Consider the following 26,692-nt stretch of genomic DNA (forward strand, 5'->3'; position numbering starts at 1 on the left):
CGATCACTCGACGTTCTGCACCTGCTCCTTGAACTGATCGACCACCGCCTTCAGGGCGAGACCGATCCGCGTCAGGGCGGTGTCGTTGGATTTGGAACAGAGGGTGTTGGATTCCCGGTTGAACTCCTGCGCCAGGAAGTCCAGCCGACGGCCGACGGCGGCGTCGCCGGCCAGGAGTTCGCGCGCCTGGGCGATATGCGCCTTCAGGCGGTCGATCTCCTCGCGCACATCGGCGCGGGTGGCAATCAGCGCCGCCTCGACGTGCAGGCGCTGCGGGTCGATGTCGTCGCGGGCGAGCAGCGCGGCGAGTTGCTCCTCCAGCCGGTCGCGGATCGCTTCCGGTGTGCGGGTGGGCAGCGCCTCGGCTTCCGCGACGAGGCGGGCGATCTCGTCCACCTGATCGCCGAGGATGCGGGCGAGCGCCACGCCCTCGGAAGCGCGCGAGGCCTGGAAATCGGCAAGCGCCCGGCTGAAAGCGATGATCAGCTCGGCCTCGAAGGCGTGTGCCGCCGCCTCGTCGGGCGCCGCCTCGACCACATCGACGACGCCGCGCACCGCCAGAAGGCCGTCGAGGGAAGCGTCGCGGATGCCCGGCGTGCCGGCGTAGCGGCGAGCGGTGTCGATCAGCGCCGCCAGCAGTCCCTCGTCGATGCGGAAGGTCTGCGACGACGTCTCGCGCGTCACCGTCAGGGTGATCGACACGTTGCCGCGGCCGAGCGCCGCCGACGCGGTGCGGCGCACCGCCACTTCCACGGCATCGAAGCCGGGCGGCAGGCGCAGCCGGAGGTCGAGCCCACGGCCGTTGACGGAGCGCAGCTCCCAGGCGAAGCGGTTGCCGCCGGCAGAGCCGTCGAGGCGCGCAAATCCTGTCATGCTGTTGAGCGGCATGGTGTGTCCTCCGATCCGAACCGGCTTTTACACCAGCCGGCCGGGGCGCCAAGCGAAAAATGCCGACCGACCCGAACCGCCGGCGGCGGTACCGGCCTTCACAGCCTTCCGACACGGACATAAAGTCCGATTCCCGTTCCGCGAACCAAGGGAGATTGCCATGGAATACCGTCTGCTGGGCCGTTCGGGCCTCAAGGTTTCCACCCTCACCATGGGCACCATGACCTTCGGCGGCAAAGGCAACTTCGCCAAGGTCGGCGCCGTCGGTCCGGCCCAGGCGGCGCGGATCGTCGACCTCTGCGTCGACGCCGGTATCAACATGATCGACACCGCCGATGCCTATTCCGACGGCCTCTCCGAGGAGATCATCGGCGACCTCCTCAAGACGCGGCAGGGCAAGGGCATCCTCGTCGCCACCAAGGTGCGCTTTCCGACCGGTCCCGGTCCCAACGATCGCGGCCTCAGCCGCCATCACATCATCGCGGGATGCGAGGCCAGCCTGAGGCGCCTCAAGACCGACACCATCGACCTCTACCAGGTGCACCAGTGGGACGGCCTGACGCCGGTCGAGGAGTTCATGGAAGCGCTGGACAGCCTCGTCCGCGCCGGCAAGGTGCGCTATGTCGGCTGCTCCAACTTCTCCGGCTGGCACATCATGAAGGCGCTCGGCGCCGCCGCCGCCGAGCATCGCCAGCGCTTCGTGTCGCAGCAGATCCATTACACACTGGAGGCGCGCGAAGCCGAGTACGAGCTGGTACCGATTTCGCTCGACCAGGGGCTCGGCATCCTGGTGTGGAGCCCGCTGGCCGGCGGTCTCCTGTCGGGCAAGCACCGGCGCAACGCGGAGGCGCCCGAAGGCTCGCGGCAGCTTGCAGGCTGGACCGAGCCGCCGATCCGCGACGAGAACCGCCTCTGGAACATCGTCGACACGCTGGTGGACATCGCCGGCGCGCGGGGCGTCAGCGGCGCGCAGGTGGCGCTCGCCTGGCTGCTCGGCCGGCCGGGCGTGACGTCGGTGGTGATCGGCGGCCGCACCGAAGCGCAGTTCGCCGACAACCTCAAGGCGGCCGATCTCAAGCTCTCCGCCGACGAGCGCCGGCGGCTCGACGAGGTCAGCGCGCTGCCGCTCCTCTACCCCTACTGGCACCAGATCCAGACGGCCAAGGACCGGCTCGGCCCATCCGACCTCAGCCTGTTCGGGCTGGCGCCGTAGGCGGGCAGGAGCGCCCGATATCCGAAGCGCCTCTTCCGGCCCGAGATCCTCCGCGAAGGCAGAGGATCTCGGGCCGGAAGGTCGCCAGTATCGATATCGGGCAGCCCGGCGATCGTTGTCAAACCTTGCGCGGCGGCGCCGTCGATTGGCCGACCACCAGTTCGATCGGCAGCTCGACCACCCGGCCGCCGGCACCGTCCGGCTGGTCGCCGAGGATCAGTTCCACCGCCGCCTCGCCCTTGGCGATACCCGGCTGGCTGATGGTGGTGAGCGGCGGGCGGAAGCTCGCCGCCTCCTCGATGCCGTCGAAGCCGACCACCGAGAAATCGTCGGGCACCTTGTGGCCGAGCGACTGAAGATAGGTGATGACGTGCAGCGCCACCCGGTCGGAGGTGCAGATGAAGGCGGTGGTGTCGGGATTGGCGGCCAGCACGGCGTCGACGCCGGTGTGGACGCCTTCGTCGTCGGAGCCGGTCTCGAACACCGGCTGCGGCGGCAGGCCGGCGGCCCGGAACACGTCGCGATAGCCGGAAAGACGCTGCCTCACCACCTCGAAGGACGAGCGCTCGGCGCGGACGTCGTCGACGAAGCCGAGGCGCACCTCCTTCTCGGTCTCGAAGGTCAGCACGGCGAAATGCCGGTGACCGAGGTCGACAAGATGCTGCGCCGCCGCGCAGGCGCCTCGATAGTCGTCGATTCGTACGACGTCGAAGCCGGGGCCGACGGGAAAGTCCACGGCCACGAAGGGTAGACCGCGCTTCTCGGCCAGCTCGACCAGCATGCTGCCTTCGTTGAGGCAGTTGAGGATGAAGCCGTCGACCAGAGCGGTGCGGATGTTCCAGGCGGCGATCTCGTCGTCGGTGGCCGACACCAGCGAGATGCCGGCGCCGCGCGCCTCGCAGGCGCGGGCGACGCCGGACAGGAACAGGCGGGTATACTGGTCGTCGAAGAAACCGTTGAGCGGCCCGACGGCGACGACGCCGATGGCGTTGACGCGGCCAGCCCTGAGCAGGCGGCCGCGCGGGTCGGGGCCACGATAGCCGAGCGATCGCGCCGCCTCCTCGACCCGCTCGCGGAGCTGGTCGGAGACGAGGCCCGGCCGGTTGAAGACGTTGGAGACCGTGCCCTGGCTGACACCGGCGGCGCGCGCCACGTCGGCGAGCTTCACGGTCTTGGTCTGCGGAGTTGAACTTTCACCCATCTGTCCGTCCCGATGCGCCGGCGACCGGCAAACTGACGAGGGACAACGGCGTCTCTCTTCCCGAGGCCGCTACTAAAGCCCGCGCGACACCCGGCCGGAACCGGCGGCGTCGCCCGGAAAGCCAGCCACCCATGCCCCCCGGCAAGCGGCCGACCGATCCTGCGCCCTCCGGCGGAGAGCCCGCCAGGGCCAGAGGGGACCCGTCGACGATGCGACCGATCCGGTTGAAACGATATACGCAAAACCCGCGAGGACGACAAGAAAGTTGCGTTTCGCAACGTTTCTCCGCCCCACCGGCTCATCTCCGACGGCGATAGCGCACCGTCTCGAAGCGCATGCCGAGCGTGTCGACCATCAGCAGGCGGCCGGTCAGCGGCTCGCCGGCGCCGGTGATCAGCTTGATGACTTCCATGGCGGCCAGCGAGCCGAGCACGCCCGGCAAGGCGCCGATCACGCCGGCCAGCGCGCAACTGGGCACCGTGCCGTCGGGCGGCGGCGCCGGAAAGAGGTCGCGGTAGCGTGGATTGGGTTGGCCATCGGCATCGGCGAGGTGCGGCAGCAGCGTGGTGATCGAGCCGTCGAAGCCCTGGATCGCCGCGGTGACCAGCGGCTTTCCGAGCGCCTCGGCGGTGTCGGCGACGAGATAGCGCGTCGCGAAATTGTCCGAGCCGTCGACGATCACGTCGTAGCCGGCGAGCAGTTCGGCGGCGTTGTCGGCATCGAGCCGGACGGCGTGCGGCTCGACGACGACGTGCCGGTTGAGCCGGCCGACCGCCGCCGCGGCGCTCGCCGCCTTGGGGCGGCCGAGGTCGGCTTCGGCGTGGATCACCTGTCGTTGCAGGTTGGACAGGCTGACCGCGTCGTCGTCGACGATGCCGAGGCGGCCGATGCCGGCGGCGGCGAGATAGAGAATGGCCGGGCTGCCGAGGCCGCCCGCCCCCACCAGCAGCACGCTGGCCGCCTTCAGCTTCTGCTGGCCGGGCCCGCCGACGCCGGCGAGCACGATGTGGCGGGCGTAGCGGGCGGTTTCCTCCGGAGATAGCGCCATGATGTCTTCCCCGAAGGAGGCCGTCACAGGATGAAGCGGCTGAGATCGGTGTTGCGGGCGAGATCGCCGACCGCCGTCCTGACCGCCGCGCCGTCGACGGTCAACGTCTCGCCGGAGCGGTCGGGTGCCGAGAAGGAGATGTCGTCGAGGATGCGCTCCAGCACCGTCTGGAGCCGCCGGGCGCCGATGTTCTCCACCGTGGCATTGACGTGCACGGCGATCTCGGCAACGGCATCGATGGCGTCGTCGGTGAAGGCCAGCGTCACGCCCTCGGTGGCGAGCAGCGCCACATATTGCTTGATCAGGCTGGCTTCCGGCTCGGTCAGGATGCGGCGGAAGTCGTCCTTGTCGAGCGGCTTCAGCTCGACGCGGATCGGCAGGCGGCCCTGCAACTCGGGCAGGAGGTCCGAGGGCTTGGCGACGTGGAAGGCGCCCGAGGCGATGAACAGAATGTGGTCGGTCTTCACCGCGCCGTGCTTGGTGGAAACCGTCGTGCCCTCGATGAGCGGCAGCAGGTCGCGCTGCACGCCCTCGCGCGACACCGAGCCGTCGCGGCCGTCCTTGGCGCAGATCTTGTCGATCTCGTCGAGGAAGACGATGCCGTTATTCTCCACCGCCTCAATGGCCTCGGCGACGATCTTGTCCTGATCGATCAGCTTGTCGGCCTCCTCGGCGGTGAGCAGGTCGTGGCTGTCCTTGACGGAGACGCGACGGGTCTTCTTCACGCCGCCCATCATCTTCTGCATCATCTCCGAGAGGTTGATCACCTGGCCGCCCGGCATGCCGGGAATTTCCATGCCGCCGGGCGCGCCGGCCGCCGAGGTCAGCTCGACCTCGATCTCCTTGTCGTCGAGTTCGCCGCCGCGCAGCTTGCGGCGGAAGGTGTCGCGCGTCGACGGGCTGGCCGAGGTGCCGACGAGAGCGTCGAGCACCCGCTCCTCGGCGGCGAGATGCGCCTTCGCCTCGACGTCCTTGCGCCGCTGCGCCCGGACGAGCGAGATGCCAACCTCCAGGAGATCGCGGACGATCTGCTCGACATCGCGGCCAACATAGCCGATCTCGGTGAACTTGGTGGCCTCGACCTTGACGAAGGGCGCGTTGGCGAGGCGGGCGAGACGACGGGAGATCTCCGTCTTGCCGACGCCGGTCGGGCCGATCATCAGGATGTTCTTGGGCAGCACTTCCTCGCGCAGCGACGGGTCGAGTTGCAGGCGGCGCCAGCGGTTCCTGAGCGCGATGGCGACGGCGCGCTTGGCGTCCTTCTGGCCGACGATGTGACGGTCGAGTTCGGAGACGATCTCGCGGGGGGAGAAATCGGGCATAGTCTTATCCTTGGATGGAACTCAGGCTTTCGGCAGGCTTTCGACCACCACGTTCTCGTTGGTGTAGACGCAGATGTCGGCGGCGATCTTCATCGCCTTGCGGGCGATGGCCTCGGCGTCGAGACCGCTGTCGGCCAGCGCGCGGGCGGCGGCCAGCGCGTAGGTGCCGCCCGAGCCGATGCCGGCGATGCCGCCCTCGGGCTCCAGCACATCGCCGGTGCCGGTCAGCACCAGCGTCACCGAGGCGTCGGCGACGATCATCATCGCTTCGAGGCGGCGGAGATAGCGGTCGGTGCGCCAGTCCTTGGCAAGCTCGACGCAGGCGCGCATCAACTGGCCGGGATACTGCTCCAGCTTGGCCTCAAGCCGCTCGAACAGCGTGAAGGCGTCGGCGGTGGCGCCGGCAAAACCGGCGATGACATCGCCGCGGCCGAGCGGCCGCACCTTCCGCGCCGTGTGCTTGATGACGGTGGCGCCGAGCGTCACCTGCCCGTCGCCGGCGATCACCACCTTGCCGTCCTTGCGGACCGAGACGATGGTGGTGCCGTACCAGGTCGACGGGTTGGTATGTTCCATCATGGGATGCTCCTTGCGGCAACGGCCGCCCGCCCGGAGCGCGGAGGCCGTCCCTGAAATGACGCCTTTATGTAGGTGGCGAATGCCTCTATGCAACGTGTCTCCGGCCGGTACCGGCACGACATAGGGAGAACCCCATGAAGCTCCTCGCCCTCGGTCTCGGCTACAGCGCACAAGCGGCGCTCCGCCGCCTCTCGCCGGCCGCGGCGATCGGCACCACGCGTTCGGCCGGCAAGGCCGCCGCCCTCGCCTCTCTCGCCGACATGCGCCTCTTCGACGGCTCGCGGGAATCGGCCGAGGCGCTGAAGCAGGCGCTCTCCGGCATCACGCATGTTCTCGTCTCCATCGCCCCGGCCGAGGGGCCGGATGGTGGCGACCGCGTCCTGCCGGTGCTGGCCGAGGCGCTCGCCGCCGAATCGCCTGCCGCCGTCGCCTATCTGTCGACGGTGGGCGTCTACGGCGACCACGACGGCGCCTGGGTCGACGAGGAAAGCGAATGCCGGCCGCAGAGCGCCCGTTCGCTCGCCCGCGTCCGGGCGGAAGACCAGTGGCTCGACTTCGGCGCCCGCAGCGGCGTGCCGGTGGCCGTGCTGCGGCTGTCCGGCATCTACGGCCCTGGCCGCAACGCCTTCGTCAACCTCGCCGACGGCAGCGCCCGCCGGCTGGTGAAACCGGGACAGGTGTTCAACCGCATCCACGTCGAGGATATCGCGGCGGCGGTGGATCGGGTCTTCGCGACGGGCGCCTCCGGCCTCTTCAACATCACCGACGACGAGCCGGCGCCGCCGCAGGACGTCGTCGCCTATGCCGCCGGCCTGATGGGCGTGCCGCCGCCGCCCGAGCAGGACTTTGCCACCGCCGATCTGTCGCCGATGGCCCGCAGCTTCTATGGCGAGAACAAGCGGGTCGCCAACGGCAGGAGCAAGTCCATGCTCGGCCTTGCCTATGCCTATCCCGACTATCGCACAGCCTTTGCCCGGATGTGGGCGGAGACAAGCTGGCGCTGATAGCAAAACGCCCCCGCCGTACAAGACGGCAGGGGCGATGCAGATCGGCGCGGTGTTACCGGTCAGGCGAGTGACGCCGCCGCCTTCTGCAACTTGGTGGCCGTTTCGTCGATCGACTGCGTCGAGCGGCTGATGTCGGAGAGCGCCCTGGCGATCTCCTCGACGCCGGTCGCCGCCGTATGCATGCTGCCGGACATGTTCTGCGTCACGGCGGCCTGCTCCTCCACCGCCGCGGCGATCGACGAGGAGATGTCGTTGATGCGGCCGATGATGGTGGTGATTCCATCGATCGATTGCACTGCCTTGGAGGAGATGGTCTGGACGGCAGCGATCTCGCTGGCGATCTCTTCGGTGGCCCGCGAGGTCTGGGCGGCGAGTTGCTTCACCTCCTGCGCCACCACCGCGAAGCCCTTGCCCATCTCGCCGGCCCGCGCCGCCTCGATGGTGGCGTTGAGGGCGAGAAGATTGGTCTGGCCGGCGATGGTGTTGATCAGTTCGACCACCTGGTCGATCTTCTGCGCCGCCGCCGCCAATCCGGACACCACCTGCGTCGCGGTGTCGGCCTGGGCGACAGCCTCCTGCGACACCGACAGGGCGACGCTGACCTGACGGCTGATTTCGGCGACCGAGGAGGCAAGCTCCTCCGCCCCGGCGGCCACCGCCTGAACGTTAGACGCCGTGGTGCCGGCGATGGCGTTGGCGCCCGCCGCCTCGGCGTTGGACCGGGCGACCATGCCGGCCACCTCGCCAAGCTCGCGGTTGATATCGTCCTGGGCGTCATGCCGCTTGCGGCGGCGGCTCATGACGGCGGTGATGTCGGTGGCGAACTTGGTGACCCGGATCAGCCGGCCGCTTTCGTCGAAGATCGGATTGTAGGTCGCCTGGACGAAGACGTCGCGGTTGCCCTTGCCGATGCGGTGGAACTCGTCCGACTTGAACTGGCCGGCCCTGAGATCCTCCCAGAACTTCCGGTAGGCGGGGCTGTCGCGCTCGTCGGGCGGGACGAACATCGAATGATGCTTGCCGACGATTTCGTCGAGCCGGTAGCCGAGCGTCTTCAGGAAGTTCTCGTTGGCTTCGATGATCGTGCCGTCCGGCTCGAAGGAGATCACCGCCTGGGCGCGGTTGATGGCGGCGATCTGGCCCTGCACCTTGGCGTCTTCCAGCTTGCGTTCGGTGACGTCGGTGGCGAACTTGACGACGCGATAGACCTTGCCGGATTTGTCGAGCAGGGGATTGTAGGTGCCCTGAATCCAGACGGAGCGGCCTCCCTTGGCGATGCGGCGGAACTCCGCCGACATGAACTGGCCAGCCGTGAGATCGCGCCAGAAGGCGGCATAGGCCGGACCCTTGACCTCCGCCGGATCGACGAACATCGAATGATGCTTGCCGACGATGTCGGCCAGCTCGTAGCCCATGACCTTCAGGAAGTTGGCGTTGGCGGTGAGGATCGTTCCGGACGGGTCGAACTCGATGACCGCGAGGGACCGATCGAGGGCCGCGAGCACCGCAGCCTCATGATTTGAAAAGGGCCACATGAATCTCAGCTCCTGCCTTGGCTGCCCGTCCAGCACCGCCGAACGATCCCTCCCGGATCCGTCGGCTCGTATGCGTGGCGCATGTAACGGGAAAGACTGTCCCCGGCCAGCGTTACGCTGCCTATTATTCTCATTTAAATGAATCTTCATTTACGGGTCGTTTATATTTCTAAATTGTATTCTGGAGGTATGCCTATCATTGGATGCATACTCTTGAAAACGACCTTCGATTTGCATTGAAACCTGTCGGCCGAGAACCAGGGCGCAGCGCGCCCTCACCGGCAGCCCGGCGACTTGTCGGAGGCCGGCCGTGCTTCCCGCCCACCGCAAGCCTGTCCGGCGCCTTGGGACTGGCGCCGGCCCGTAGAGCCGTATAAGAAATGGGCGTTTTCAATCCGAGGGTGACCCCTATGCTGAAGGCGCGCGTCATCCCCTGCCTCGACGTCAAGGACGGCCGGGTGGTCAAGGGGGTCAACTTCGTCGACCTCATCGATGCCGGCGATCCGGTCGAGGCCGCCGCCGCCTATGACGCGGCCGGCGCCGACGAATTGTGCTTCCTCGACATCACGGCCAGCCACGAGAATCGCGGCACCATCCTCGACGTGGTCCGCCGCACGGCCGAGCGCTGCTTCATGCCGGTGACGGTCGGCGGCGGCGTCCGCTCGGTCGAGGACATCCGCGAACTGCTGCTGGCCGGCGCCGACAAGGCGTCGATCATGTCGGCGGCCGTGCGCGACCGCGACCTCGTCCGCCGCGCCTCCGAGAAGTTCGGCGACCAGTGCATCGTCGTCGCCATCGACGCCAAACGCGTCCCCTCGGACGGCAAGCCGCGCTGGGAGGTGTTCACCCACGGCGGCCGGCAGGCCACCGGCATCGACGCCGTTGAGTATGCCCAGGAAGTGGTGTCGCTGGGGGCCGGCGAGATCCTGCTCACCTCCATGGACCGCGACGGCACCAAGATCGGTTTCGATCTCGAACTGACCCGCACCATCGCCGATGCGGTGTCCGTGCCGGTGATCGCTTCGGGCGGCGTCGGCACGCTCGACCATCTGGTCGAAGGCATCCGCGACGGCCACGCCGCCGCCGTGCTGGCCGCCTCGATCTTCCATTTCGGCACTTTCACCATCGGCGAGGCCAAGGCGCATCTCGCCGCGGCCGGCGTTCCCGTCCGCCTTCAGGGATGAACGGCATGGCTGACAGCATTTTCACGCTTTCCGACCTCGAAGCGATCGTCGCCGAACGCCTCAGGAACGGCGATGCGACCTCCTACACGCGCAAGCTGGCCGGCAAGGGCATCGCCAAGGCGACGCAGAAGCTCGGCGAGGAAGCGGTGGAGACGGTGATCGCCGCCGTTTCCGGCGACGCCGAAGCGGTGACCTACGAGGCCGCCGACCTCCTCTACCACCTGATGGTCGTGCTGGCGCTGAAGGGCGTGCCGCTCGACGACGTGCTGGCCGAGCTGAAGCGCCGCACGGCGCAGTCCGGCCTCCAGGAAAAGGCCGGCCGCCCGGCCGACTGACCCCCCGATCATGGCGCGCCGGCCTGGCCGGCGGCCGCAATCCCGCCTTCAACCGGAACCAGCGGACCGCCGAGCGGCGATCCGGAGACGGTGACGAATGGAACAGTTCGTGCGCAAAGCACTGTCGCCCTACGATGTCTACACCCGCGCCGACTGGGCCGTGCTCAGGGCCGGCATGCCGCTGACGCTGTCGCTCGACGACGTCCTCCGCCTGCGCGCCCTCAACGATCCGGTGCAGCTCGAGGAAGTGTCCGACATCTTCCTGCCGCTGTCGCGCCTCCTGTCACTCTACGTCGAATCGGCGCAGTCGCTGCATTCCTCGACGCGCCGCTTCCTCGGCCGCGCCGAGGCCAAGAAGCCGTTCATCATCGGCATCGCCGGCTCGGTGGCGGTCGGCAAGTCGACGACGGCGCGCATCCTGAGGGCGATGATGTCGCGCTGGCCGTCGTCGCCCAAGGTCGACCTCGTCACCACCGACGGCTTCCTGTTCCCCAACGCCGTGCTGCGCGAGGAAGGGCTGATGGAGAAGAAGGGCTTCCCGGAAAGCTACGACCGGGCGGCGCTCCTGTCCTTCCTCACCGACATCAAGGCCGGCAAGCCGAACGTCTGGGCGCCGGTCTACTCGCACCTCGTCTACGACATCGTGCCGGACGAGCGCACCGTCGTCGACCAGCCGGACATCCTGATCCTCGAAGGGCTCAACGTCCTGCAGACCGGCAAGCTGCCGCGCGACGGCCGCGCCATCCCCTTCGTGTCCGACTTCTTCGACTTCTCGATCTTCATCGACGCCGACGAGGCCGACCTCCAGCGCTGGTACGTCGAGCGCTTCATGCGCCTCAGGCAGACCGCCTTCCGCGACCCGCAGTCATACTTCCGCCGCTACGCGGAAATCTCCGAGGCGGAGGCGCTGGAGACCGCCATCGGCCTATGGACGCGCATCAACCTCGCCAACCTTCGCGAGAACATCCAGCCGACCCGCCTCCGCGCCGACCTGGTGCTGCGCAAGAGCGCCAGCCACGCCATCGAACAGGTGATGCTGAGGAAGCTCTGACGGAGCCCTTCCGGCCCGAGATGGTCCGCCTTCGCGGACCATGACGAGAATTTCATGTTTATATCAATGTCATGGTCCGCGAAGGCGGACCATCTCGGGCCGAATGAGGCTCCCTTATCAGCCTTCCGCCTCAGGCCGAATACACCTTCTCGCCACCGATCCATGTCGACTTGAGTTCGAAGCCGGGGGTGAGCAGCAGGAAATCGGCGTCATAGCCGGGGACGATCCGCCCCTTGCGGCGGCCGATGCGCATCGCCTCGGCCGGGTAGACGGTGGCCATGCGGATCGCCTCGTCGAGGCTGATGTCGAAATGGGCGGCGGCGTAGCGCACGGACGACAGCATGTCGATGTCGGCGCCGGCCAGCGTGCCGTCGGCCAGCGCCAGGCGGCCGTCGCGGCGGAAGATGGTGCGGCCGTTCAGCTCGAATTCCGGCAGGTCGGTGCCGATGGTCAGCATGGCGTCGGTGACCAGGAACAGCCGGCCCGGCCCGCGCTTGGCCCTGAGCGCCACCCGCGCCGCCGCCGGATGCACGTGCACGCCGTCGGCGATCAGGCCGGCCGAGATGCCGCTGTCGAGGATGGCGCCGACCATGCCCGGCGTCCGATGGCCGAACGGGCTCATGGCGTTGAACAAATGCGTCGCCGTGGCGGCGCCGGCCGCCACATAGGCGAGCGCCGTGTCGTAGTCGCAGTCGGTATGGCCGAGGCTGACGATACCGCCGGCCGCCGCCAGACGCCGCACCGCCTCGACGGGCGTCGATTCGGGGGCCACCGTCAGCATCACCGGGTCGCCGACGGCGACGGCGCCGAGCAGCTCGCGGACGTCCTGCTCTTCCATCGGCCGGACGTAGGCGGCGGCGTGCACGCCGCGCTTGGCGGCGGAGAGATGCGGCCCTTCGATATGCAGGCCGAGGAAGCCCGGCACATTGGCCGCCCGCGCCGCCCGGCCGGCGGCGATCGCTGCGGCGCGGGCCTCGCGGCGGTCGGTGATCAGCGTCGGCAAGAGCGCCGTGGTGCCGAAGCGGGCGTGGGCGGCCGAGATGCGCTCGATGGTGGCAACGCTCGGATCGTCGTTGAAGTTGATGCCGCCGCCGCCGTTGACCTGCAGGTCGATGAAGCCGGGGATGACGTCGAGACCGGCGGCGTCGATCACCTCGGCACCGGCCGGCGCCTCGGCGGGATCGACGAAGCGGCCGTCGATCACGGCGATCTCGGCGTCGTCGTGCCAGGCATCGCCGTCGAACAGGCGGGCACCGCGGATGATGAGGGCGGACATGGTGTCGTCTCCTTGATGGTGACGGATCAGGACTGCGGCAGCGTCAGCTCCGCGACGAAATCATAGGCGTCGGCGCGATAGAGCGAGCGGGTGAATTCTACCACGCGGCCGGAGGCGAGGTAGGAAATACGCTCGATGGACAGGCCCGCGTCGCCGGCCTGCACGCCGAGCAGCGATGCGTCGCGGCCGCGGATGTTGCAGGCGGAGATGCGTTGCACCGCCCTGACCGGCCGGTTGCCGCTTTTCGCCAGGATCTCGTAGAGCGAGGAGGTTACCACCGTCGGGTCGGGCAGCACCTCGGCCGACAGCGAAGCCCGCTCGATGGCCAGCGGCAGGTCGTTGGCGATTCTGAGCCGTTCCAGCCGGGCGACGCGGGCGCCGCCGGCCAGGCCCAGCATCATCGCCTCCTCGGGCGAGGGCAGGTGCAGGCCGCGATCGAGCCAGCGCGAGCTGGCGGTGAGGCCGCGCCGCGCCATGTCCTCGGTGAACGAGGTGAGCAGCGACAGCGACTGCTGCACCCGCTCGACCGGCTTGACCACGAAGGTGCCGGAGCCGTGGCGGCGCATCAAGAGGCCGGCCTCGACGAGATCGTCCACCGCCTTGCGCACGGTGACGCGGCTGATGCCGGCGAAATCGGCGATCTCGCGTTCGGGCGGCAGCGCGTCGCCGTGCTTGAGGCGGCCGCCGTCGATGGCTGTCTCGATCGCCTGCCTGAGCTTCAGGTAGAGCGGGCCGGTGCCAGCCACCTGCAACTGCTCGGGCGACAGAATGTCGGAGATGGCGCCGCTCATGCCGACCCCTCCCCTGCGCCGGAGAAGCGGCGGGCGGCCAGCGCCACCGCCCCGGCGAGCGCGTTGTCCTTCGGGGCGACGAGGCGCGGCCGGTGGCGCTCGGCGAGATAGGCCGGATAGAGCGGCGCAAGGCCGCCGAGCAGCGCGATGCGGGCGGCGCCGTCATCGGCGATGCGGTCGAGGGCGAGATCGACTGCCACCGCCGCCTTGCCGACGATGTCGAGCCCGACGGGATCGCCGGCCGCCGCCGCCGCGAAGACGGCCGGCGCGAAGCGGCCGAAGTCGCCGGGGCTCGCCGTGCGGGCGAACTCGACCATCGGGCCGGGCGTGCCGCCGAAGTCGGCGATCAGCCGGTCGGTCAGCGGCGAGGCGGCAATGATGCGGTCGTGGGCGAGCAGCGTCGCGGCCAGCGCCGCCCGGCCGAGACTGGCGCCGGAGCCGAAATCGCCGATGATGAAACCCCAGCCGCCGTAGGAGCGTACCGTGTCCCCCTGTCGCGCGAAGAAGATGGAGCCGGTGCCGAGGATCGCCACCGCGCCGTCGCCGGCGCCAATGGCGCCTTCGAGGGCGATCAGGCCGTCGGAGACCACCTCGACGCGGCCGGCCGGCAGGGTGGCGGCAATGAAGCCGGCGGCATCGCCGACATTGCTGCCGGCAAGGCCCAGCAGCACGCCGGCGCGCCGGAGCGCGTCGCCGCCGAGGCCGGCCGCCGCCACGGCGCCATCTATGGCGCGGCAGATGTTGTCGATCGCCCCGAAGCGGTCGGTCAGGATGTTGGCGGCGCCGCCCTCGCCCGTGGCAAGGATGCGGCCGTCACGGCCGGCCACCGCCGCCCGGCATCCGGTTCCGCCGCCATCGACGCCGATCACGAAGTCCACCATCGCCGCCCTCCTCACCTGAAAGTACCAAAAAAATACCATTTGCCAATCGGCATATTGATGACGGGCTAGGCTTTTTTGATAACCCCGCACCATCTCATTGTAATATATGGATTATCTCTTAAGGCCCCGCAGCAGCCGACACCCTTCCGCCACAAAAATGAATGAACTCTAATTGTCCCTCTGGACAAGTGGTAGCTTTTTGGCATTATTACCGGAGTGGGGAGAAACACGATGACGGCCAGGCAGGGCACCGAGGACCGCGACAGCCATGCGACAGGGTTCGACACCCTGCCGCCGACGCGCATTCTGGAGGTGCTGGCCGCCGCCCAGGTCGCGGCGGCGAGAAGCGCCGAGGCGGCCATTCCCGCCATTGCCGAAGCGGCCGTCCGCGCCGCCGCCGCGCTGTCGTCCGGCCATCGCCTCGCCTATGTCGGCGCCGGCAGCTCCGGCCTGATGGCGCTGGCCGACTGCCTCGAACTGCCCGGCACCTACGGCATCGCCGGCGACCGGGCGATTGTCGTCCTGGCCGGCGGCCGCGACAGCCTGATCGACATGCTGGGGGTCGGCGAAGACGACGTCGCCGCCGGCGCCGCCGACCTCGAAGCCAGCGGCATCGGCGCCGGTGACTGCGTCATCGCGGTGTCTGCTTCCGGCTCGACGCCCTACACGCTCTCCGCCGCCCGCGCCGCCAAGGCGCGCGGCGCCGTGGTGATCGGCCTTGCCAACAACGAAGGCGCGCCGCTGCTTGCCGCCGCCGACGTGGCGGTGCTCTTGAAAACGCCGCCGGAGGTGGTGTCCGGCTCGACGCGCATGGGCGCCGGCACGGCGCAGAAGATCGCCCTCAACATGCTGTCGACGCTGATGGCCGTGCATCTCGGGCACGTGCTCGACGGCCACATGGTCAACGTCAGGGCCGACAACGACAAGCTGCGGGCGCGTGCCGCCCGCATCGTGACCGACATCGCCGGCGTCAGGCCCGACGCGGCGACAGGACTCCTTGAGGAGAGCCGCGGCTCGGTCAAGCACGCCATTCTGCTCGCCGCCGGCGCGGGAGATATCGAGGCGGCGGATGCCGCTCTCGTCGAGGCCGGCCAAAACCTGCGGCGGGCGATGACGCTCGTCGCAAAATCATAATCGGGGTTCTCAACGCGCGTCCTGGCGACGCGAGCATAGGGAGACGGACGATGAATCGCACTACGTTGCAGGGTGTCCTTCTGGCATCGAGCGTGCTGGCCGGCGTCGGGGTTGCCTCGGCGGCCGACGTCACGCTCAATATCGAGAGCTGGCGCAACGACGACATGCAGATCTGGCAGGAGAAGATCATCCCTGCCTTCGAGGCCAAGCATCCGGGCATCAAGGTGACCTTCTCGCCGAGCGCCCCCACCGAGTACAACGCGGCGCTCAACGCCAAGCTCGACGCCGGCTCGGCCGGTGATCTCGTTGCCTGCCGGCCGTTCGACACCTCGCTGCAATTGTTCGAGAAGGGCAAGCTCGAAGACCTGACCGGCCTCGACGGCATGAAGAACTTCTCCGACGTCGCCAAGTCCGCCTGGACCACCGACGACGGCAAGAAGACCTTCTGCGTGCCGATGGCCTCGGTCATCCACGGCTTCATCTACAACAAGGAAGCCTTCGAGAAGGTCGGCGCCGAGGTACCGAAGACCGTCGACCAGTTCTTCGCCGTGCTCGACAAGCTCAAGGCCGACGGCACCTACATTCCCATGGCCATGGGCACCAAGGACATGTGGGAAGCGGCCACGATGGGCTATCAGAACATCGGCCCGACCTACTGGAAGGGCGAGGAAGGCCGCAAGGCGCTGATCGCCGGCACCGAGAAGCTGACCGACGAAGGCTGGGTCGAGCCCTATCGCGTGCTCGCCAAGTGGAAGCCCTATCTCGGCGACGGCTTCGAGGCGCAGACCTACCCGGACAGCCAGAACCTGTTCACGCTCGGCCGCGCCGCCATCTACCCGGCCGGCTCGTGGGAGATCTCGCCGTTCAGCAGCGCCGGCCTGAAGCTCGGCGCCTTCCCGCCGCCGGTCGCCAAGGACGGGGACACCTGCTACATCTCCGACCACAACGACATCGCCATGGGTCTCAACGCGGCGAGCGCCCACAAGGAAGAGGCCAAGGTGTTCCTCGACTGGGTGGCCTCGCCGGAGTTCGCCTCGATCTACGCCAACGCGCTGCCGGGCTTCTTCAGCCTGAACTCGACGCCGGTCGAGATCACCGATCCGCTGGCCAAGGAGTTCGTCTCCTGGCGGCAGACCTGCAAGCCGACCATCCGCTCGACCTACCAGATCCTGTCGCGCGGCACGCCCAACCTCGAAAACGAGACCTGGGCGGCCTCGGCCAACGTGATCAACGGCACCGAAACGCCGGAAGCGGCCGCCAAGAAGCTGCAGGACGGCCTCGACAGCTGGTACAAGCCGGCCAAGTGAGTGACGCCAAGACGCGGATTTCGTTCTGCCCAGGGGCATGAGAGATTCGCGACGGGAATTCCGGGGGCGCCTTCAACGCCCCCGGAAAGCCCAGAGACAGCGGCGCGGACCCCACGCGCCGCCTGCCCCCTCGCCCGCCGGCGCCCGCCGGCCGGCGGACCGGCGCGACAGGGACCGACATGACCGACCTCGCATCCGAACAGGGCACGGAGGCCGCGCAGCGGCGGCCGCGGCGCTGGCACATCCTCGTCTTCCTCGCCCCCGCGGTAATCGTCTACACGGCGGTGATGATCCTGCCGCTCGCCGAAACGCTGAGGCAGTCGTTCTTCAACGTCGTCGACGGCCGGTCGGTGTTCGTCGGCTTCTCCAACTTCGCGACGCTGTTCGGCGATCCGCGCTGGTCGGCCGATTTCTGGAACGCCCTCAGGAACAACTTCATCTTCTTCCTGATCCACATGGCGGTGCAGAATCCGATCGGCATCGCACTCGCCGCGCTCTTGTCGCTGCCGGGCCTGAGGTTCGCCGCCTTCTACCGCACCGCCTTCTTCCTGCCGACGCTCTTGTCCTTCGTCATCGTCGGCTTCATCTGGAAGCTGATCCTGTCGCCGATCTGGGGCGTCGCGCCCTGGATGCTGGACCTTGTCGGCCTCAAGGCGATGTTCGGCCCCTGGCTCGGCAAGTCCGGCTCGGCGCTGATCGTCGTGTCGCTGGTCTCCGTCTGGCAGTTCATCGGCATACCGATGATGCTGATCTATGCCGCGCTCCTCAACATCCCCGAGGAGGTGATCGAGGCGGCCGAGATCGACGGCATCACCGGCTGGGGCCAGTTCTTCAAGATCAAGCTGCCGCTGGTGCTGCCGGCCATCGGCATCATCTCGATCCTGACCTTCGTCGGCAACTTCAACGCCTTCGACCTCGTCTACACCATGCAGGGCGCGCTGGCCGGGCCGGACAAGGCGACCGACATCCTCGGCACCTTCCTCTACCGCACCTTCTTCGGCTTCCAGCTGCAGCTCGGCGATCCGTCGATGGGCGCCACCATCGCCACGATCATGTTCCTGATCATCCTGACCGGCGTCTGCATCTATCTGTTCGGCATCCAGCGGCGCATCCGCCGCTACCAGTTCTGACGGGGGCGGCCATGTCCAAGGCAAGACAGTCGACGATCCGGGCAAGCCTCGTCCATCTGGCGCTCGTCGCCTACACGCTGGTGGCGCTGTTCCCGGTGTTCCTGACGCTGGTCAACTCGTTCAAGAGCAAGCAGGCGATCTTCAGCCAGCCGCTCAGGCTGCCCACCCCCTCCACCTTCAGCCTCGTCGGCTACGAGACGGTGATGAAGCAGGGCGACTTCCTCACCTATTTCCAGAACAGCACCATCGTCACGGTGGTGTCGATCTTCCTGGTGCTTTTGTTCGGCGCCATGGCCGCCTTCGCGCTCGCCGAATACCGTTTCCGCGGCAACACGCTGATGGGCCTCTATCTGGCCATCGGCATCATGATCCCCATCCGCCTCGGCACGGTGGCGCTGTTGCAGGGCATGGTGGCGGCCGGCCTCGTCAACACGCTGACGGCGCTGATCCTCGTCTACACGGCGCAGGGGCTGCCGCTCGCCGTGTTCATCCTGTCGGAATTCATGCGCACGGTGTCGGACGACCTCAAGAACGCCGGCCGCATCGACGGCCTCAGCGAATACGCCATCTTCTTCCGCCTGGTGCTGCCGCTGGTGCGGCCGGCCATGGCGACGGTGGCGGTGTTCACCATGATCCCGATCTGGAACGACCTGTGGTTCCCGCTGATCCTCGCCCCCAGCGAGAGCACCAAGACGGTGACGCTCGGCGCCCAGCTGTTCATCGGCCAGTTCGTCATCAACTGGAACGCCGTGCTGTCGGCGCTGTCGCTGGCCATCTTCCCGGTGCTCATCCTCTACGTCATCTTCTCGCGGCAACTCATTCGCGGCATTACCTCGGGAGCGGTCAAATGACGTCTCCGGTTCGCGTCCTCTCGGCCGGCCTCGGCAACATGGGCCGCAGCCATGCCCTCGCCTATCACCGCAATCCCGGCTACGAGATCGTCGGCCTCGTCAACCGCACCAAAGTGGAGCTACCGGAGGAACTGAGGGGCTATGCCGTCTCGCCGTCCTTCCCGGAGGCGCTGAGGGCGCTGAAGCCGGACATGGCGTCGATCAGCACCTATTCGGAGAGCCACGCCGACTATGCGGTGATGGCGCTGGAACAGGGCTGCCACGTGTTCGTCGAGAAGCCGCTCGCCACCACGGTGGCCGACGCCAAGCGCATCGTCGACTGTGCCGTCGCCAACGGCCGCAAGCTGGTGGTCGGCTACATCCTGCGCCACCATCCGTCGTGGCAGCGCTTCATCGCCGAGGCGCGGGCGCTCGGCGGGCCCTACGTGTTCCGCATGAACCTCAACCAGCAGTCCTCCGGCAAGACCTGGGAGACGCACAAGGCGCTGATGAACACCACCTCGCCGATCGTCGACTGCGGCGTCCACTATATCGACGTGATGTGCCAGGTGACCGACGCGACGCCGACGGAGGTGCGCGGCATGGGCCTGCGCCTGTCGTCCGAGATCGCGCCGGAGATGTACAACTACGGCCACTTGCAGGTGCTGTTCTCCGACGGCTCGGTCGGCTGGTATGAAGCCGGCTGGGGGCCGATGATGTCGGAGCAGGCCTTCTTCGTGAAGGATATCATCTCGCCGAACGGCTCCGCCTCCATCGTCATGCGCGAGGGCAAGTCCGACGACGTCGACGCCCACACCCGCACCTCGACCATCCGCGTCCACAAGGCGGCGACCGGCCCGGACGGCGCCTTCCTGACGCCCGACGTCGACACCACCATGGCCGGCGAGCCGGGGCACCAGGAGCTGTGCGAACTGGAGCAGGCCTACATGCTGAAGGCGGTTCTCGAGGACATCGACCTCGCCCAGCACATGAACGACGCGCTGAAATCGCTGGCCGTCTGCCTCGCCGCCGACGAGAGCGTCCGCACCGGCAAGCCGGTCAAGCTATAAGGATAAATGCCCGTGGGATCGCTGGAACTCAGGAACATCAGGAAATCCTTCGGCCAGCTCGAAGTGCTGAAGGGCATCGACCTCGAGGTGAAGGACGGCGAGTTCGTCATCTTCGTCGGCCCGTCCGGCTGCGGCAAGTCGACGCTGTTGCGCTCGATCGCCGGCCTCGAAGACGTCACCTCCGGCGCCGTGCTGATCAACGGCCGCGACGTGACGGTGACGCCGCCGGCCAAGCGCGGCATCACCATGGTCTTCCAGACCTACGCGCTCTATCCGCACCTCAGCGTGCGCGACAACATGGCGCTCGGCCTCAAGCAGGCCGGCACGCCGGCCGCCGAGATCAACACCCGCGTCGCCAAGGCGACGGAGATGCTGTCGCTCGAACCCTATCTGAAGCGCCGGCCGGCCGAGTTGTCCGGCGGCCAGCGCCAGCGCGTCGCCATCGGCCGGGCGCTGGTGCGCGAGCCGGAGCTGTTCCTGTTCGACGAACCGCTTTCCAACCTCGACGCCGCCCTGCGCGTGCAGACCCGCGTCGAGATCGCCCGCCTGCACCGCCAACTCGGCGCCACCATGATCTACGTGACGCACGACCAGGTGGAAGCTATGACGCTCGCTGACCGCATCGTCGTGCTGAACGCCGGCGTCATCGAGCAGATCGGCTCGCCAATGGAACTCTACAACAAGCCGGCCAATATGTTCGTCGCCGGCTTCATCGGCTCGCCGCAGATGAATTTCGTCGAGGCGGGACGCGTCTGCGAGGCGGGCGCCACCATCGGCTTCCGGCCGGAGCACCTCAGCGTGTCGCCGGACGAGGGCCGTTTCAGGGGCAAGGTGATCCACGCCGAGCATCTCGGCGCCGACACCAACCTCTATCTCGAAACCGAGAACGCCGGCCTGATCACCGTGCGGCTGTTCGGCGAGCACCGCTACACTGCCGACGACATCGTCTACGCGACGCCCGACGCGGCCAAGATCCATCGCTTCGACGAGAAGGGCCGGACGATTCCCGGCTGATCCCTTTTCGGATAGAGTTGCCCGAACGCCGCCTCCGGGCGGCGTTTGCATGTCCAGCCGGGCAAGGCCGATCAAGCGGCGGCGGCCGGCTTCTGGCATCAAGGAGAGGCTCGGCAGTCGCGAGGCAAAGATGGGCGTCCTTGAGAAGGCGATCTGGTATCTGGAGCTGAACATCGGACAGCCGCTGACGCTGGCCGAACTGGCCGGCCGCTGCGCCGTCAGCCCCTGGCACCTGTCGCGCCTGTTCCAGGCCGCCGTCGGCCTGGCGCCGATGAGCTACCTGAGGGCGCGGCGGCTGACCGTCGCCGCCGGGGCGCTGGCCGAAGGCGACCGGGAGATTCTCGCCGTCGCCCTCGACGCCGGCTACGGCTCGCACGAAGCCTTCACCCGCGCCTTCGCCGGCTGCTTCGGCGTGCTGCCGAGCACCGTCCGGCAAGCCCGGACGACCCGCAACCTCCCCCTGATGGAGCCCTGGACCATGCGCAAGGACATGATCGTCGATCTCGCCGCCCCCGAATTCCGCGAACGCGGCGCCTTCCGGGTGATCGGCCTCTCCACCCGCTGCACCTTCGAGACCAATGCCGTCATTCCCCGGCTGTGGGGCGACTTCAACCCGCGCTGCGAGGAAGTGCCCTCCCCTGTGGCCGGCGCCGCCTACGGCGTGTGCTGCGAGATGGAAGCAGACGGCCACTTCCGCTATGTCGCCGGCCTCGAATCGACGGCGACGCACGTTCCGGACGATCTCGACTCCGTCGATATCCCGGCCAGCCGCTACGCCGTTTTCCGGCACGTCGGCCACCTCTCCGGCTTCAACCGCACCGTCTACACCATCTGGAACAAGGCGCTGCCCGACGCCGGCCTCACGCCGGCCAAGACGCCCGACTTCGAGCTTTACGACGAGCGCTTCGATGCGCGGACGGGCAACGGCACGGTGGAAATCTGGATTCCCCTCGCCTGACGGAAAGCCGGCTCAGCGGTGCCGCGTCGACGGCGTCCTCAGCGTCACCAGTTCCTCGGCGGCGGTGGGGTGGACGGCCATGGTGCGGTCGAAGTCGCCCTTCGTCGCGCCCATGGCGACCGCGATGCCGACGAGCTGGATCATCTCGCCGGCCTCCGGCCCCATGATGTGGACGCCGAGCACCCGATCGGTGACGGCGTCGACCACCACCTTCATGAAGCTGCGCTCGTCGCGACCGGCCAGGATGTTGCGCATCGGCCGGAACTCGGCCTTGTAGACGTCCACCGCCGTGTGGGCGGCGCAGGCCGCCTCCTCGGACAGGCCGATGGTGCCGACTTCAGGCGTGGTGAAAATCGCCGTGGGGATCGCCGTGAGGTCGGCGAAGCTCTCCTTGCCGCCGAACACCGTGTCGGCGAAGGCGTGGCCCTCGCGGATCGCCACCGGCGTCAGCTGGGCGTGGTTGGTGACGTCGCCCACCGCGTAGATCGACGACACGGAGGTCTGCGACAGCGCGTTGACGATGACGGCGCCGCTCTCATCAAGCGTCACGCCCGCCGTTTCGAGGCCGAGGCCGGTAGTGTTGGGCCGGCGGCCGGTGGCGGCGAGCACGAGGTCGGTGTCGAGGGCGGCGCCGTCGGCGAGCCGCACGGCGAGGCCGGCCGCCGTCTTGTCGATTCCCGCCACCTGCACGCCCGTCCTGACGTCGATGCCGCGCGTCCTGAGCGCGTCGGCCAGCTTGTCGCGAACCTCGCGGTCGAAGCCGCGCAGCACCTGCTCGCCGCGATAGAGCACGCTGGTGGGCACGCCGAGGCCGTTCAGGATGGAGGCGAATTCCAGCGCGATATAGCCGCCGCCCACCACCACCGCCTTTTCCGGCAGGGCCGGCAGGTCGAACATGTCGTTGGAGGTGACGGCGTGTTCCATGCCGGGCACGTCGGGCAGCACCGGCCGGTTGCCGGTGGCGACCAGGATGCGGCCGGCGGTGATCGTCCGCTCGGCGGCCACCAGGCGGACCTCGTTGGGGCCGGTGACGACGGCGCGGTCGCGGATGATCTCGGCGCCTGCCCGCTGGAGATTGCCGGCGTAGATGCCTTCGAGGCGGGCGACTTCGCGTTGCATGGCCGCCTGGAAGGCCGACCAGTCGAAACGCCGATCGCCGACCGCCCAGCCGAAGCCGGCGGCGTCGTTGAGATCGCCGGCGATGCGGGAGGCGTAGACCATCAGCTTCTTCGGCACGCAGCCGCGAATGACGCAGGTACCACCGATGCGCGATTCCTCGGCGATGGCGACGCGGGCCCCGTAGCCCGCCGCAATGCGTGCGGCACGCACGCCGCCGGAACCGGCGCCAATGACGAAGAGATCATAGTCGAAGGAAGCCATCACCAACCGTCCCGCGTATCGAAAAACCGCCGTCCTCATATCATGCCGACGGCCGGGATGGGCGGACGAATTCCCCATCGGGGCCCATGCGAAAACGCCGGCGGAAGGCCCGCCGGCGGTTCGGTCAGGTCCGATCGCAATTGCGTCAGAAGTTATAGCCGCGCTTGTTCAGCTCGTCGCGCGACCGGGTGACGATCTCCGTGGAGATGGCATCGCGCCAGATGCCGGCCGAGCGCATCGAATCCTGGATGATCAACGGCGCCGTCTGGCCGTATTTCTCGCCGACCGGCGAGCGGAAGAAGGCGGTGATCTGCTTCAGCTCTTCCTCGCTGAAGCGACCGGCCCAGATGCGCTCCAGCTCGCGGTCGAGATCCGGACGGCGCTTGGCGAGATCGAGGGCGACGGTGTTCACCACCTCCTCGATGTCCTTGGCGGCACCGGGATTGGAGCGCTGGAACAGCGCCTTGGTCTGCTCGGCCAGGGCAATCAGAATCCCGTTGAACTGCTCGGAGGCGTGGGCAGCGGCAATGGTCTCGCGCGCGGCGGCGATGTGGGACTCGGTGAAGTCCTCCGAAAGGGCCGGAGACGCCAGCGCGGCAATCACCATGGCCGCCGCCAGCGGGCGGCGGAGAAAGGTCAGGGTCCGGTGCATACAACAAATCTCCGATATCGACTTCATCGTTGGCGTCATTGGCCCGAGGGGCGTGCTTCCTCGCAACCGGCCACGCGCCAGGGCAACTCCACAGGAATCACCGGCCGTTCCGATCGCGCCGAACACGCGGTTGCCCAAGCCTCTGGAACCGAATTCTGGCGAAATGATGCGCCCGCCGCGATCAAGCCCCACTTCCCGGAAAACGGCCCCCGCTGGTTTGCCGGAAACCGTGCGACACCGCAAGTCCGTTCCGGAAAACCGCGACCTTGGTCGATCAGGCCGGAAGAATCGGCCGACGGGAACGCTGGCGCCGACCTGCCGCCGTGCTAAACCCTCTCCATCACTGCAAGAGGATCCGATGCGCCCGGTTGTGGTTTTCGATCTCGATGGCACGCTGCTCGACACTGGCCCCGATCTCCTGCGGGCGCTCAACCGGCTGCTGGGCGAGGAGGACGTGGCGGCTGTCGCGCACGCCGACGTGGCAACCCTCTACGGCCACGGGGCGCGGGCGCTGATCTCCGAGGGATTCCGCCGCGCCGCCCGGCCGCTCGACGCCTCTCGCCTGCCTGGCATGATCGAGCGATTCGTCGGTTTCTACGCCGGAGCGATCGCCGTGGAGACGCGCCCCTACCCCGGCCTTGTCCCCGCCCTCGATCGGCTCGCGGCGCGCGGCGCCGGCCTTGCCGTCTGCACCAACAAGCGCGAGGCGCTGGGTCAGGCGGTGCTCGCCGGGACCGGCCTGTCTCCTCTGTTCTCGGCGGTGATCGGCGGCGACAGCCTGCCCGAGCAGAAGCCGCACCCGCGGCCGCTCGTCGAGGCGATCATCCGGGCTGGCGGCGTGCCGGAGGCGGCGGTGATGGTCGGCGACAGCGAAACCGATATCGCCACGGCCCGCGCCGCCGGTGTGCCGGTGATCGCCGTCGATTTCGGTTATGGCGGCCGACCGGCGGCCAAACTCGGTGCCGATGCCCTCATCGCCCACTACGACGAGCTGGACGACGCGGTGGCGAGATTCCTCACCCTCTGAGGGCGGGATACGAACGCACAGCCGACGTTTGCGGCGATGGCCGGAGAGCCCTGCTACCAAAACAAAAGGCTCGACCGATGACGGCCAAGCCTTTGAAAGAAATGGTGGGCGCGACAGGGATCGAACCTGTGACCCCTTCGGTGTGAACGAAGTGCTCTCCCGCTGAGCTACGCGCCCGGACCGTCATGCGGTGGTGGCGCGATATAAGGGCCCACGACGGGGCAAGTCAAGGCGTCATGGAGGCGAAAAATGCCATCGTCCAAAGTCGACGGCGGTGGCGTCGCGGCGGCCCGAAATGTTTCGCGGCGCCCGGGAGGGTGTCCGGGCGCCGCGCACAAGACGCTGCGTAGGGGAAACGCTCTCGACCGGGTCAGGCAGCGGTGTCGAGCAAAGTACGCAGCGAAGGATGGATGTCCGGGCTTTCCTCGGACAGGAATTTCAACAATGCCCTTTCGTTGGCGTGGATGACGCCGTCGCGGCCGATGCGGTCGGCCAGCCACTTCACTTCCTCGGAGGTGACGGCCTCCGCCTCGCGGATGCGCGCCTCGTCGGCTTCGATCGGCTTTGCGGATGCGTCGTCTTGCTGACGCCAAGCTGACCAGATGCCGCTGAGACCGTTGGACAGCATGCTCGACAGCATATCGCCGAACAGTGCCGTGACGCCGCCCGCCGGCGCATCGAGCCAGGCGTCGCGCCGCAGCGTCTCCTCGCGCGACAGCACGGTGTAGCCGCGCGCCGCCATCAGGAAGGAGGCGACGGCCTTGACGAACAGATCGGACCAGGCGGGATCGTTGTCGGCCTCGCGCGTGCGGTCATTGAGGTCGAACAGCACCTCCGCTTCCTCGCGGCTGATGCCCACCGACCGCTCGTTGCCGAAGGCGTAGAGGATGCGGCGCAGGCGCTCGACGTCGGCGGCGGTGATGACGCCGCCCTCGCCGTCCTCGGCGCCGGACAGCACGGCGCGCGACACCTCGGAGAGCGCGAAGGCGGACAGTTCGGCCGGCACCGAATCGGCGCGGCGCATGATGTTGACCAGCAGGTCGATCTCGACGTCGATGACGACGCCATCGGCCGTCAGCATGCCGATCAGCCAGCGGGCCATATCCTCGCCGACGTGGCCGCTCGGCGCCGTCTGGAGGACGACATGGTCGGTCAGCGCCTCGACATAGAGCTGCCGGCCGGCAGCCGTCGGGAAGCCGTCCTCGGCCGCCAGACGGCAGAGGCGGCGGACCTCGTCGGCGTCGACGCCGCCGTCGGCGTAGACAGCGGCGCGCAGACGGGCGATCGCGTCGAGCGGCGCGGCGCCGGGCGCTGTCGTCTTTCCGCTGTCGCTGGTCATTTCCCCCGCTCCCCGATGGTTCGCCGCGATGACACCGAAGCTACACCACATTTCCGACTTCGAGCTTAAGGGAACGGGTTAAAAAACTATTGAAGACAAATGGTTAATGCACCGGCGGCGGTGTTGCGACCGAGAACGGCATTCGATCGGCGCCGGCTTGACACTCGGCCGAAATACCGGCATTCAGCCGGCGACCGCCCTTCGTGGGACGGCCGTAAGCGTTAACGTCAGCCAACGCGCCCTCGGGGCGTCGCGCCTTTGCCGGTTGCCCCCTGACGTTAACGGAGCTTTCCATGTTTCGCATTCCGGCGCGCCATGCGCCCGTCCTGTTCAGCCTCATTCTGTCGGGGCTGATGTCGCTCGTCATCTCGGGCGTTTCCACCTTGCGCGCGGCTGGCCTGTCGCCCGGCTTTGCCGGCCATTGGCTCGTCGGCTGGGCAAGTTCCTGGCCGATCGCCTTTCCCGTGGTGCTGATGCTGGCGCCGCTGGTCCGGCGCATCGTCGCCCGGCTGTGCGTCCTCCCGGCCGGGTGAGGACGAT

At 68.0% G+C, this 26,692-nt stretch carries 26 protein-coding genes and 1 tRNA gene; 14 read left to right on the forward strand and 13 right to left on the reverse strand.

What is annotated here, in order from left to right:
- Window positions 1-3: 3 nt before the first annotated feature.
- The gene (locus H512_RS0103975) at window positions 4-888 is read right to left on the reverse strand and encodes a YicC/YloC family endoribonuclease (protein WP_026782372.1); all 885 of its coding nucleotides are present in this window, start codon (window positions 886-888) and stop codon (window positions 4-6) included.
- Window positions 889-1,048: 160 nt separating this feature from the next.
- On the opposite strand from H512_RS0103975, the gene H512_RS0103980 reads away from it, so the two are divergent.
- On the forward strand, window positions 1,049-2,101 hold the full coding sequence (locus tag H512_RS0103980) for an aldo/keto reductase (RefSeq protein ID WP_026782373.1): 1,053 nt from the start codon (window positions 1,049-1,051) through the stop codon (window positions 2,099-2,101).
- 118 nt (window positions 2,102-2,219) lie between these two features.
- Here H512_RS0103980 and H512_RS0103985 read toward each other — a convergent pair whose 3' ends face one another.
- From H512_RS0103985 to hslV, 4 genes are all read right to left on the reverse strand, one after another.
- The gene (locus H512_RS0103985; protein ID WP_026782374.1) at window positions 2,220-3,302 is read right to left on the reverse strand and encodes a LacI family DNA-binding transcriptional regulator; all 1,083 of its coding nucleotides are present in this window, start codon (window positions 3,300-3,302) and stop codon (window positions 2,220-2,222) included.
- Between the two features lie 298 nt (window positions 3,303-3,600).
- Window positions 3,601-4,350 carry a HesA/MoeB/ThiF family protein gene (locus tag H512_RS0103990; protein WP_036789917.1) on the reverse strand — a complete coding sequence of 250 codons (750 nt, stop codon included), beginning with the start codon at window positions 4,348-4,350 and terminating at the stop codon, window positions 3,601-3,603.
- 23 nt (window positions 4,351-4,373) lie between these two features.
- Entirely contained in the window at window positions 4,374-5,672 is a 1,299-nt protein-coding gene (hslU, locus tag H512_RS0103995) for an ATP-dependent protease ATPase subunit HslU (protein WP_026782376.1), read from the reverse strand.
- Window positions 5,673-5,693: 21 nt separating this feature from the next.
- Window positions 5,694-6,251, reverse strand: a complete 558-nt coding sequence (hslV, locus tag H512_RS0104000; protein WP_425414158.1) for an ATP-dependent protease subunit HslV — start codon at window positions 6,249-6,251, stop codon at window positions 5,694-5,696.
- 134 nt (window positions 6,252-6,385) lie between these two features.
- Here hslV and H512_RS0104005 point away from each other — a divergent pair, with 134 nt between their 5' ends.
- Window positions 6,386-7,255: an SDR family oxidoreductase gene (locus H512_RS0104005; protein ID WP_026782378.1), complete on the forward strand. Its 870-nt coding sequence runs from the start codon at window positions 6,386-6,388 to the stop codon at window positions 7,253-7,255.
- 62 nt (window positions 7,256-7,317) lie between these two features.
- On the opposite strand, the gene H512_RS0104010 is transcribed toward H512_RS0104005, so the two are convergent.
- Complete coding sequence (locus H512_RS0104010; protein ID WP_026782379.1) at window positions 7,318-8,793, reverse strand: methyl-accepting chemotaxis protein; 1,476 nt, start codon at window positions 8,791-8,793, stop codon at window positions 7,318-7,320.
- Window positions 8,794-9,203: 410 nt separating this feature from the next.
- Between H512_RS0104010 and hisF the strand changes: the two genes are divergently transcribed.
- The 3 genes from hisF to coaA all read left to right on the forward strand — a co-directional run bounded on the left by hisF (window position 9,204) and on the right by coaA (window position 11,363).
- Window positions 9,204-9,977, forward strand: coding sequence for an imidazole glycerol phosphate synthase subunit HisF (gene hisF, locus H512_RS0104015; protein WP_026782380.1), 774 nt, complete (start codon window positions 9,204-9,206; stop codon window positions 9,975-9,977).
- 5 nt (window positions 9,978-9,982) lie between these two features.
- A complete protein-coding gene (locus H512_RS0104020) occupies window positions 9,983-10,312 on the forward strand; it encodes a phosphoribosyl-ATP diphosphatase (RefSeq protein ID WP_036789920.1) in 330 nt (109 codons plus the stop codon).
- Window positions 10,313-10,409: 97 nt separating this feature from the next.
- The gene (coaA, locus tag H512_RS0104025; protein ID WP_026782382.1) at window positions 10,410-11,363 is read left to right on the forward strand and encodes a type I pantothenate kinase; all 954 of its coding nucleotides are present in this window, start codon (window positions 10,410-10,412) and stop codon (window positions 11,361-11,363) included.
- Between the two features lie 130 nt (window positions 11,364-11,493).
- On the opposite strand, the gene nagA is transcribed toward coaA, so the two are convergent.
- The 3 genes from nagA to H512_RS0104040 are packed head-to-tail and all read right to left on the reverse strand — an operon-like array spanning window position 11,494 to window position 14,311.
- A complete protein-coding gene (gene nagA / locus H512_RS0104030; RefSeq protein ID WP_026782383.1) occupies window positions 11,494-12,639 on the reverse strand; it encodes an N-acetylglucosamine-6-phosphate deacetylase in 1,146 nt (381 codons plus the stop codon).
- Between the two features lie 26 nt (window positions 12,640-12,665).
- A complete protein-coding gene (locus H512_RS0104035; RefSeq protein ID WP_026782384.1) occupies window positions 12,666-13,430 on the reverse strand; it encodes a GntR family transcriptional regulator in 765 nt (254 codons plus the stop codon).
- Complete coding sequence (locus H512_RS0104040; RefSeq protein ID WP_026782385.1) at window positions 13,427-14,311, reverse strand: glucosamine kinase nucleotide-binding domain-containing protein; 885 nt, start codon at window positions 14,309-14,311, stop codon at window positions 13,427-13,429. The genes H512_RS0104035 and H512_RS0104040 overlap by 4 nt, the downstream gene beginning before the upstream one ends.
- A gap of 231 nt (window positions 14,312-14,542) precedes the next feature.
- Here H512_RS0104040 and H512_RS0104045 point away from each other — a divergent pair, with 231 nt between their 5' ends.
- The 7 genes from H512_RS0104045 (at window position 14,543) to H512_RS0104075 (ending at window position 21,754) form a co-directional block, all read left to right on the forward strand.
- A complete protein-coding gene (locus H512_RS0104045) occupies window positions 14,543-15,445 on the forward strand; it encodes an N-acetylmuramic acid 6-phosphate etherase (protein ID WP_026782386.1) in 903 nt (300 codons plus the stop codon).
- Window positions 15,446-15,495: 50 nt separating this feature from the next.
- Window positions 15,496-16,752, forward strand: a complete 1,257-nt coding sequence (locus tag H512_RS0104050; RefSeq protein WP_026782387.1) for an ABC transporter substrate-binding protein — start codon at window positions 15,496-15,498, stop codon at window positions 16,750-16,752.
- 179 nt (window positions 16,753-16,931) lie between these two features.
- Entirely contained in the window at window positions 16,932-17,882 is a 951-nt protein-coding gene (locus H512_RS0104055) for a carbohydrate ABC transporter permease (RefSeq protein WP_036789923.1), read from the forward strand.
- Between the two features lie 11 nt (window positions 17,883-17,893).
- On the forward strand, window positions 17,894-18,733 hold the full coding sequence (locus H512_RS0104060) for a carbohydrate ABC transporter permease (protein WP_026782389.1): 840 nt from the start codon (window positions 17,894-17,896) through the stop codon (window positions 18,731-18,733).
- Window positions 18,730-19,782: a Gfo/Idh/MocA family protein gene (locus H512_RS0104065; RefSeq protein ID WP_026782390.1), complete on the forward strand. Its 1,053-nt coding sequence runs from the start codon at window positions 18,730-18,732 to the stop codon at window positions 19,780-19,782. Before H512_RS0104060 ends, H512_RS0104065 begins: the two co-directional genes overlap by 4 nt.
- 12 nt (window positions 19,783-19,794) lie before the next feature.
- Window positions 19,795-20,796 carry an ABC transporter ATP-binding protein gene (locus H512_RS0104070; RefSeq protein ID WP_026782391.1) on the forward strand — a complete coding sequence of 334 codons (1,002 nt, stop codon included), beginning with the start codon at window positions 19,795-19,797 and terminating at the stop codon, window positions 20,794-20,796.
- Window positions 20,797-20,926: 130 nt separating this feature from the next.
- Window positions 20,927-21,754: an AraC family transcriptional regulator gene (locus H512_RS0104075; protein WP_026782392.1), complete on the forward strand. Its 828-nt coding sequence runs from the start codon at window positions 20,927-20,929 to the stop codon at window positions 21,752-21,754.
- A 12-nt stretch (window positions 21,755-21,766) separates the two neighbouring features.
- Here H512_RS0104075 and gor read toward each other — a convergent pair whose 3' ends face one another.
- Both gor and H512_RS0104085 read right to left on the reverse strand, forming a co-directional pair.
- Window positions 21,767-23,134, reverse strand: coding sequence for a glutathione-disulfide reductase (gene gor / locus H512_RS0104080; RefSeq protein ID WP_026782393.1), 1,368 nt, complete (start codon window positions 23,132-23,134; stop codon window positions 21,767-21,769).
- A 145-nt stretch (window positions 23,135-23,279) separates the two neighbouring features.
- Window positions 23,280-23,786 carry a DUF2059 domain-containing protein gene (locus tag H512_RS0104085; protein ID WP_026782394.1) on the reverse strand — a complete coding sequence of 169 codons (507 nt, stop codon included), beginning with the start codon at window positions 23,784-23,786 and terminating at the stop codon, window positions 23,280-23,282.
- A 358-nt stretch (window positions 23,787-24,144) separates the two neighbouring features.
- Between H512_RS0104085 and gph the strand changes: the two genes are divergently transcribed.
- A complete protein-coding gene (gene gph, locus H512_RS0104090) occupies window positions 24,145-24,813 on the forward strand; it encodes a phosphoglycolate phosphatase (protein ID WP_026782395.1) in 669 nt (222 codons plus the stop codon).
- A 102-nt stretch (window positions 24,814-24,915) separates the two neighbouring features.
- Here the strand turns inward: gph and H512_RS0104095 are convergent.
- Together H512_RS0104095 and H512_RS22420 are read right to left on the reverse strand one after the other, a co-directional pair.
- Window positions 24,916-24,990: transfer RNA gene (locus tag H512_RS0104095), tRNA-Val, on the reverse strand.
- A 193-nt stretch (window positions 24,991-25,183) separates the two neighbouring features.
- Window positions 25,184-26,152 (reverse strand): hypothetical protein, encoded by a 969-nt coding sequence (locus tag H512_RS22420; protein WP_036789929.1) that lies wholly within the window; start codon window positions 26,150-26,152, stop codon window positions 25,184-25,186.
- A gap of 293 nt (window positions 26,153-26,445) precedes the next feature.
- Here H512_RS22420 and H512_RS0104105 point away from each other — a divergent pair, with 293 nt between their 5' ends.
- Window positions 26,446-26,685 carry a DUF2798 domain-containing protein gene (locus H512_RS0104105; protein ID WP_026782396.1) on the forward strand — a complete coding sequence of 80 codons (240 nt, stop codon included), beginning with the start codon at window positions 26,446-26,448 and terminating at the stop codon, window positions 26,683-26,685.
- The last annotated feature ends 7 nt before the right edge of the window (window positions 26,686-26,692 follow it).

Origin of the sequence: Pleomorphomonas koreensis DSM 23070 (assembly GCF_000425185.1) — a bacterium.
GTDB lineage: Bacteria > Pseudomonadota > Alphaproteobacteria > Rhizobiales > Pleomorphomonadaceae > Pleomorphomonas > Pleomorphomonas koreensis.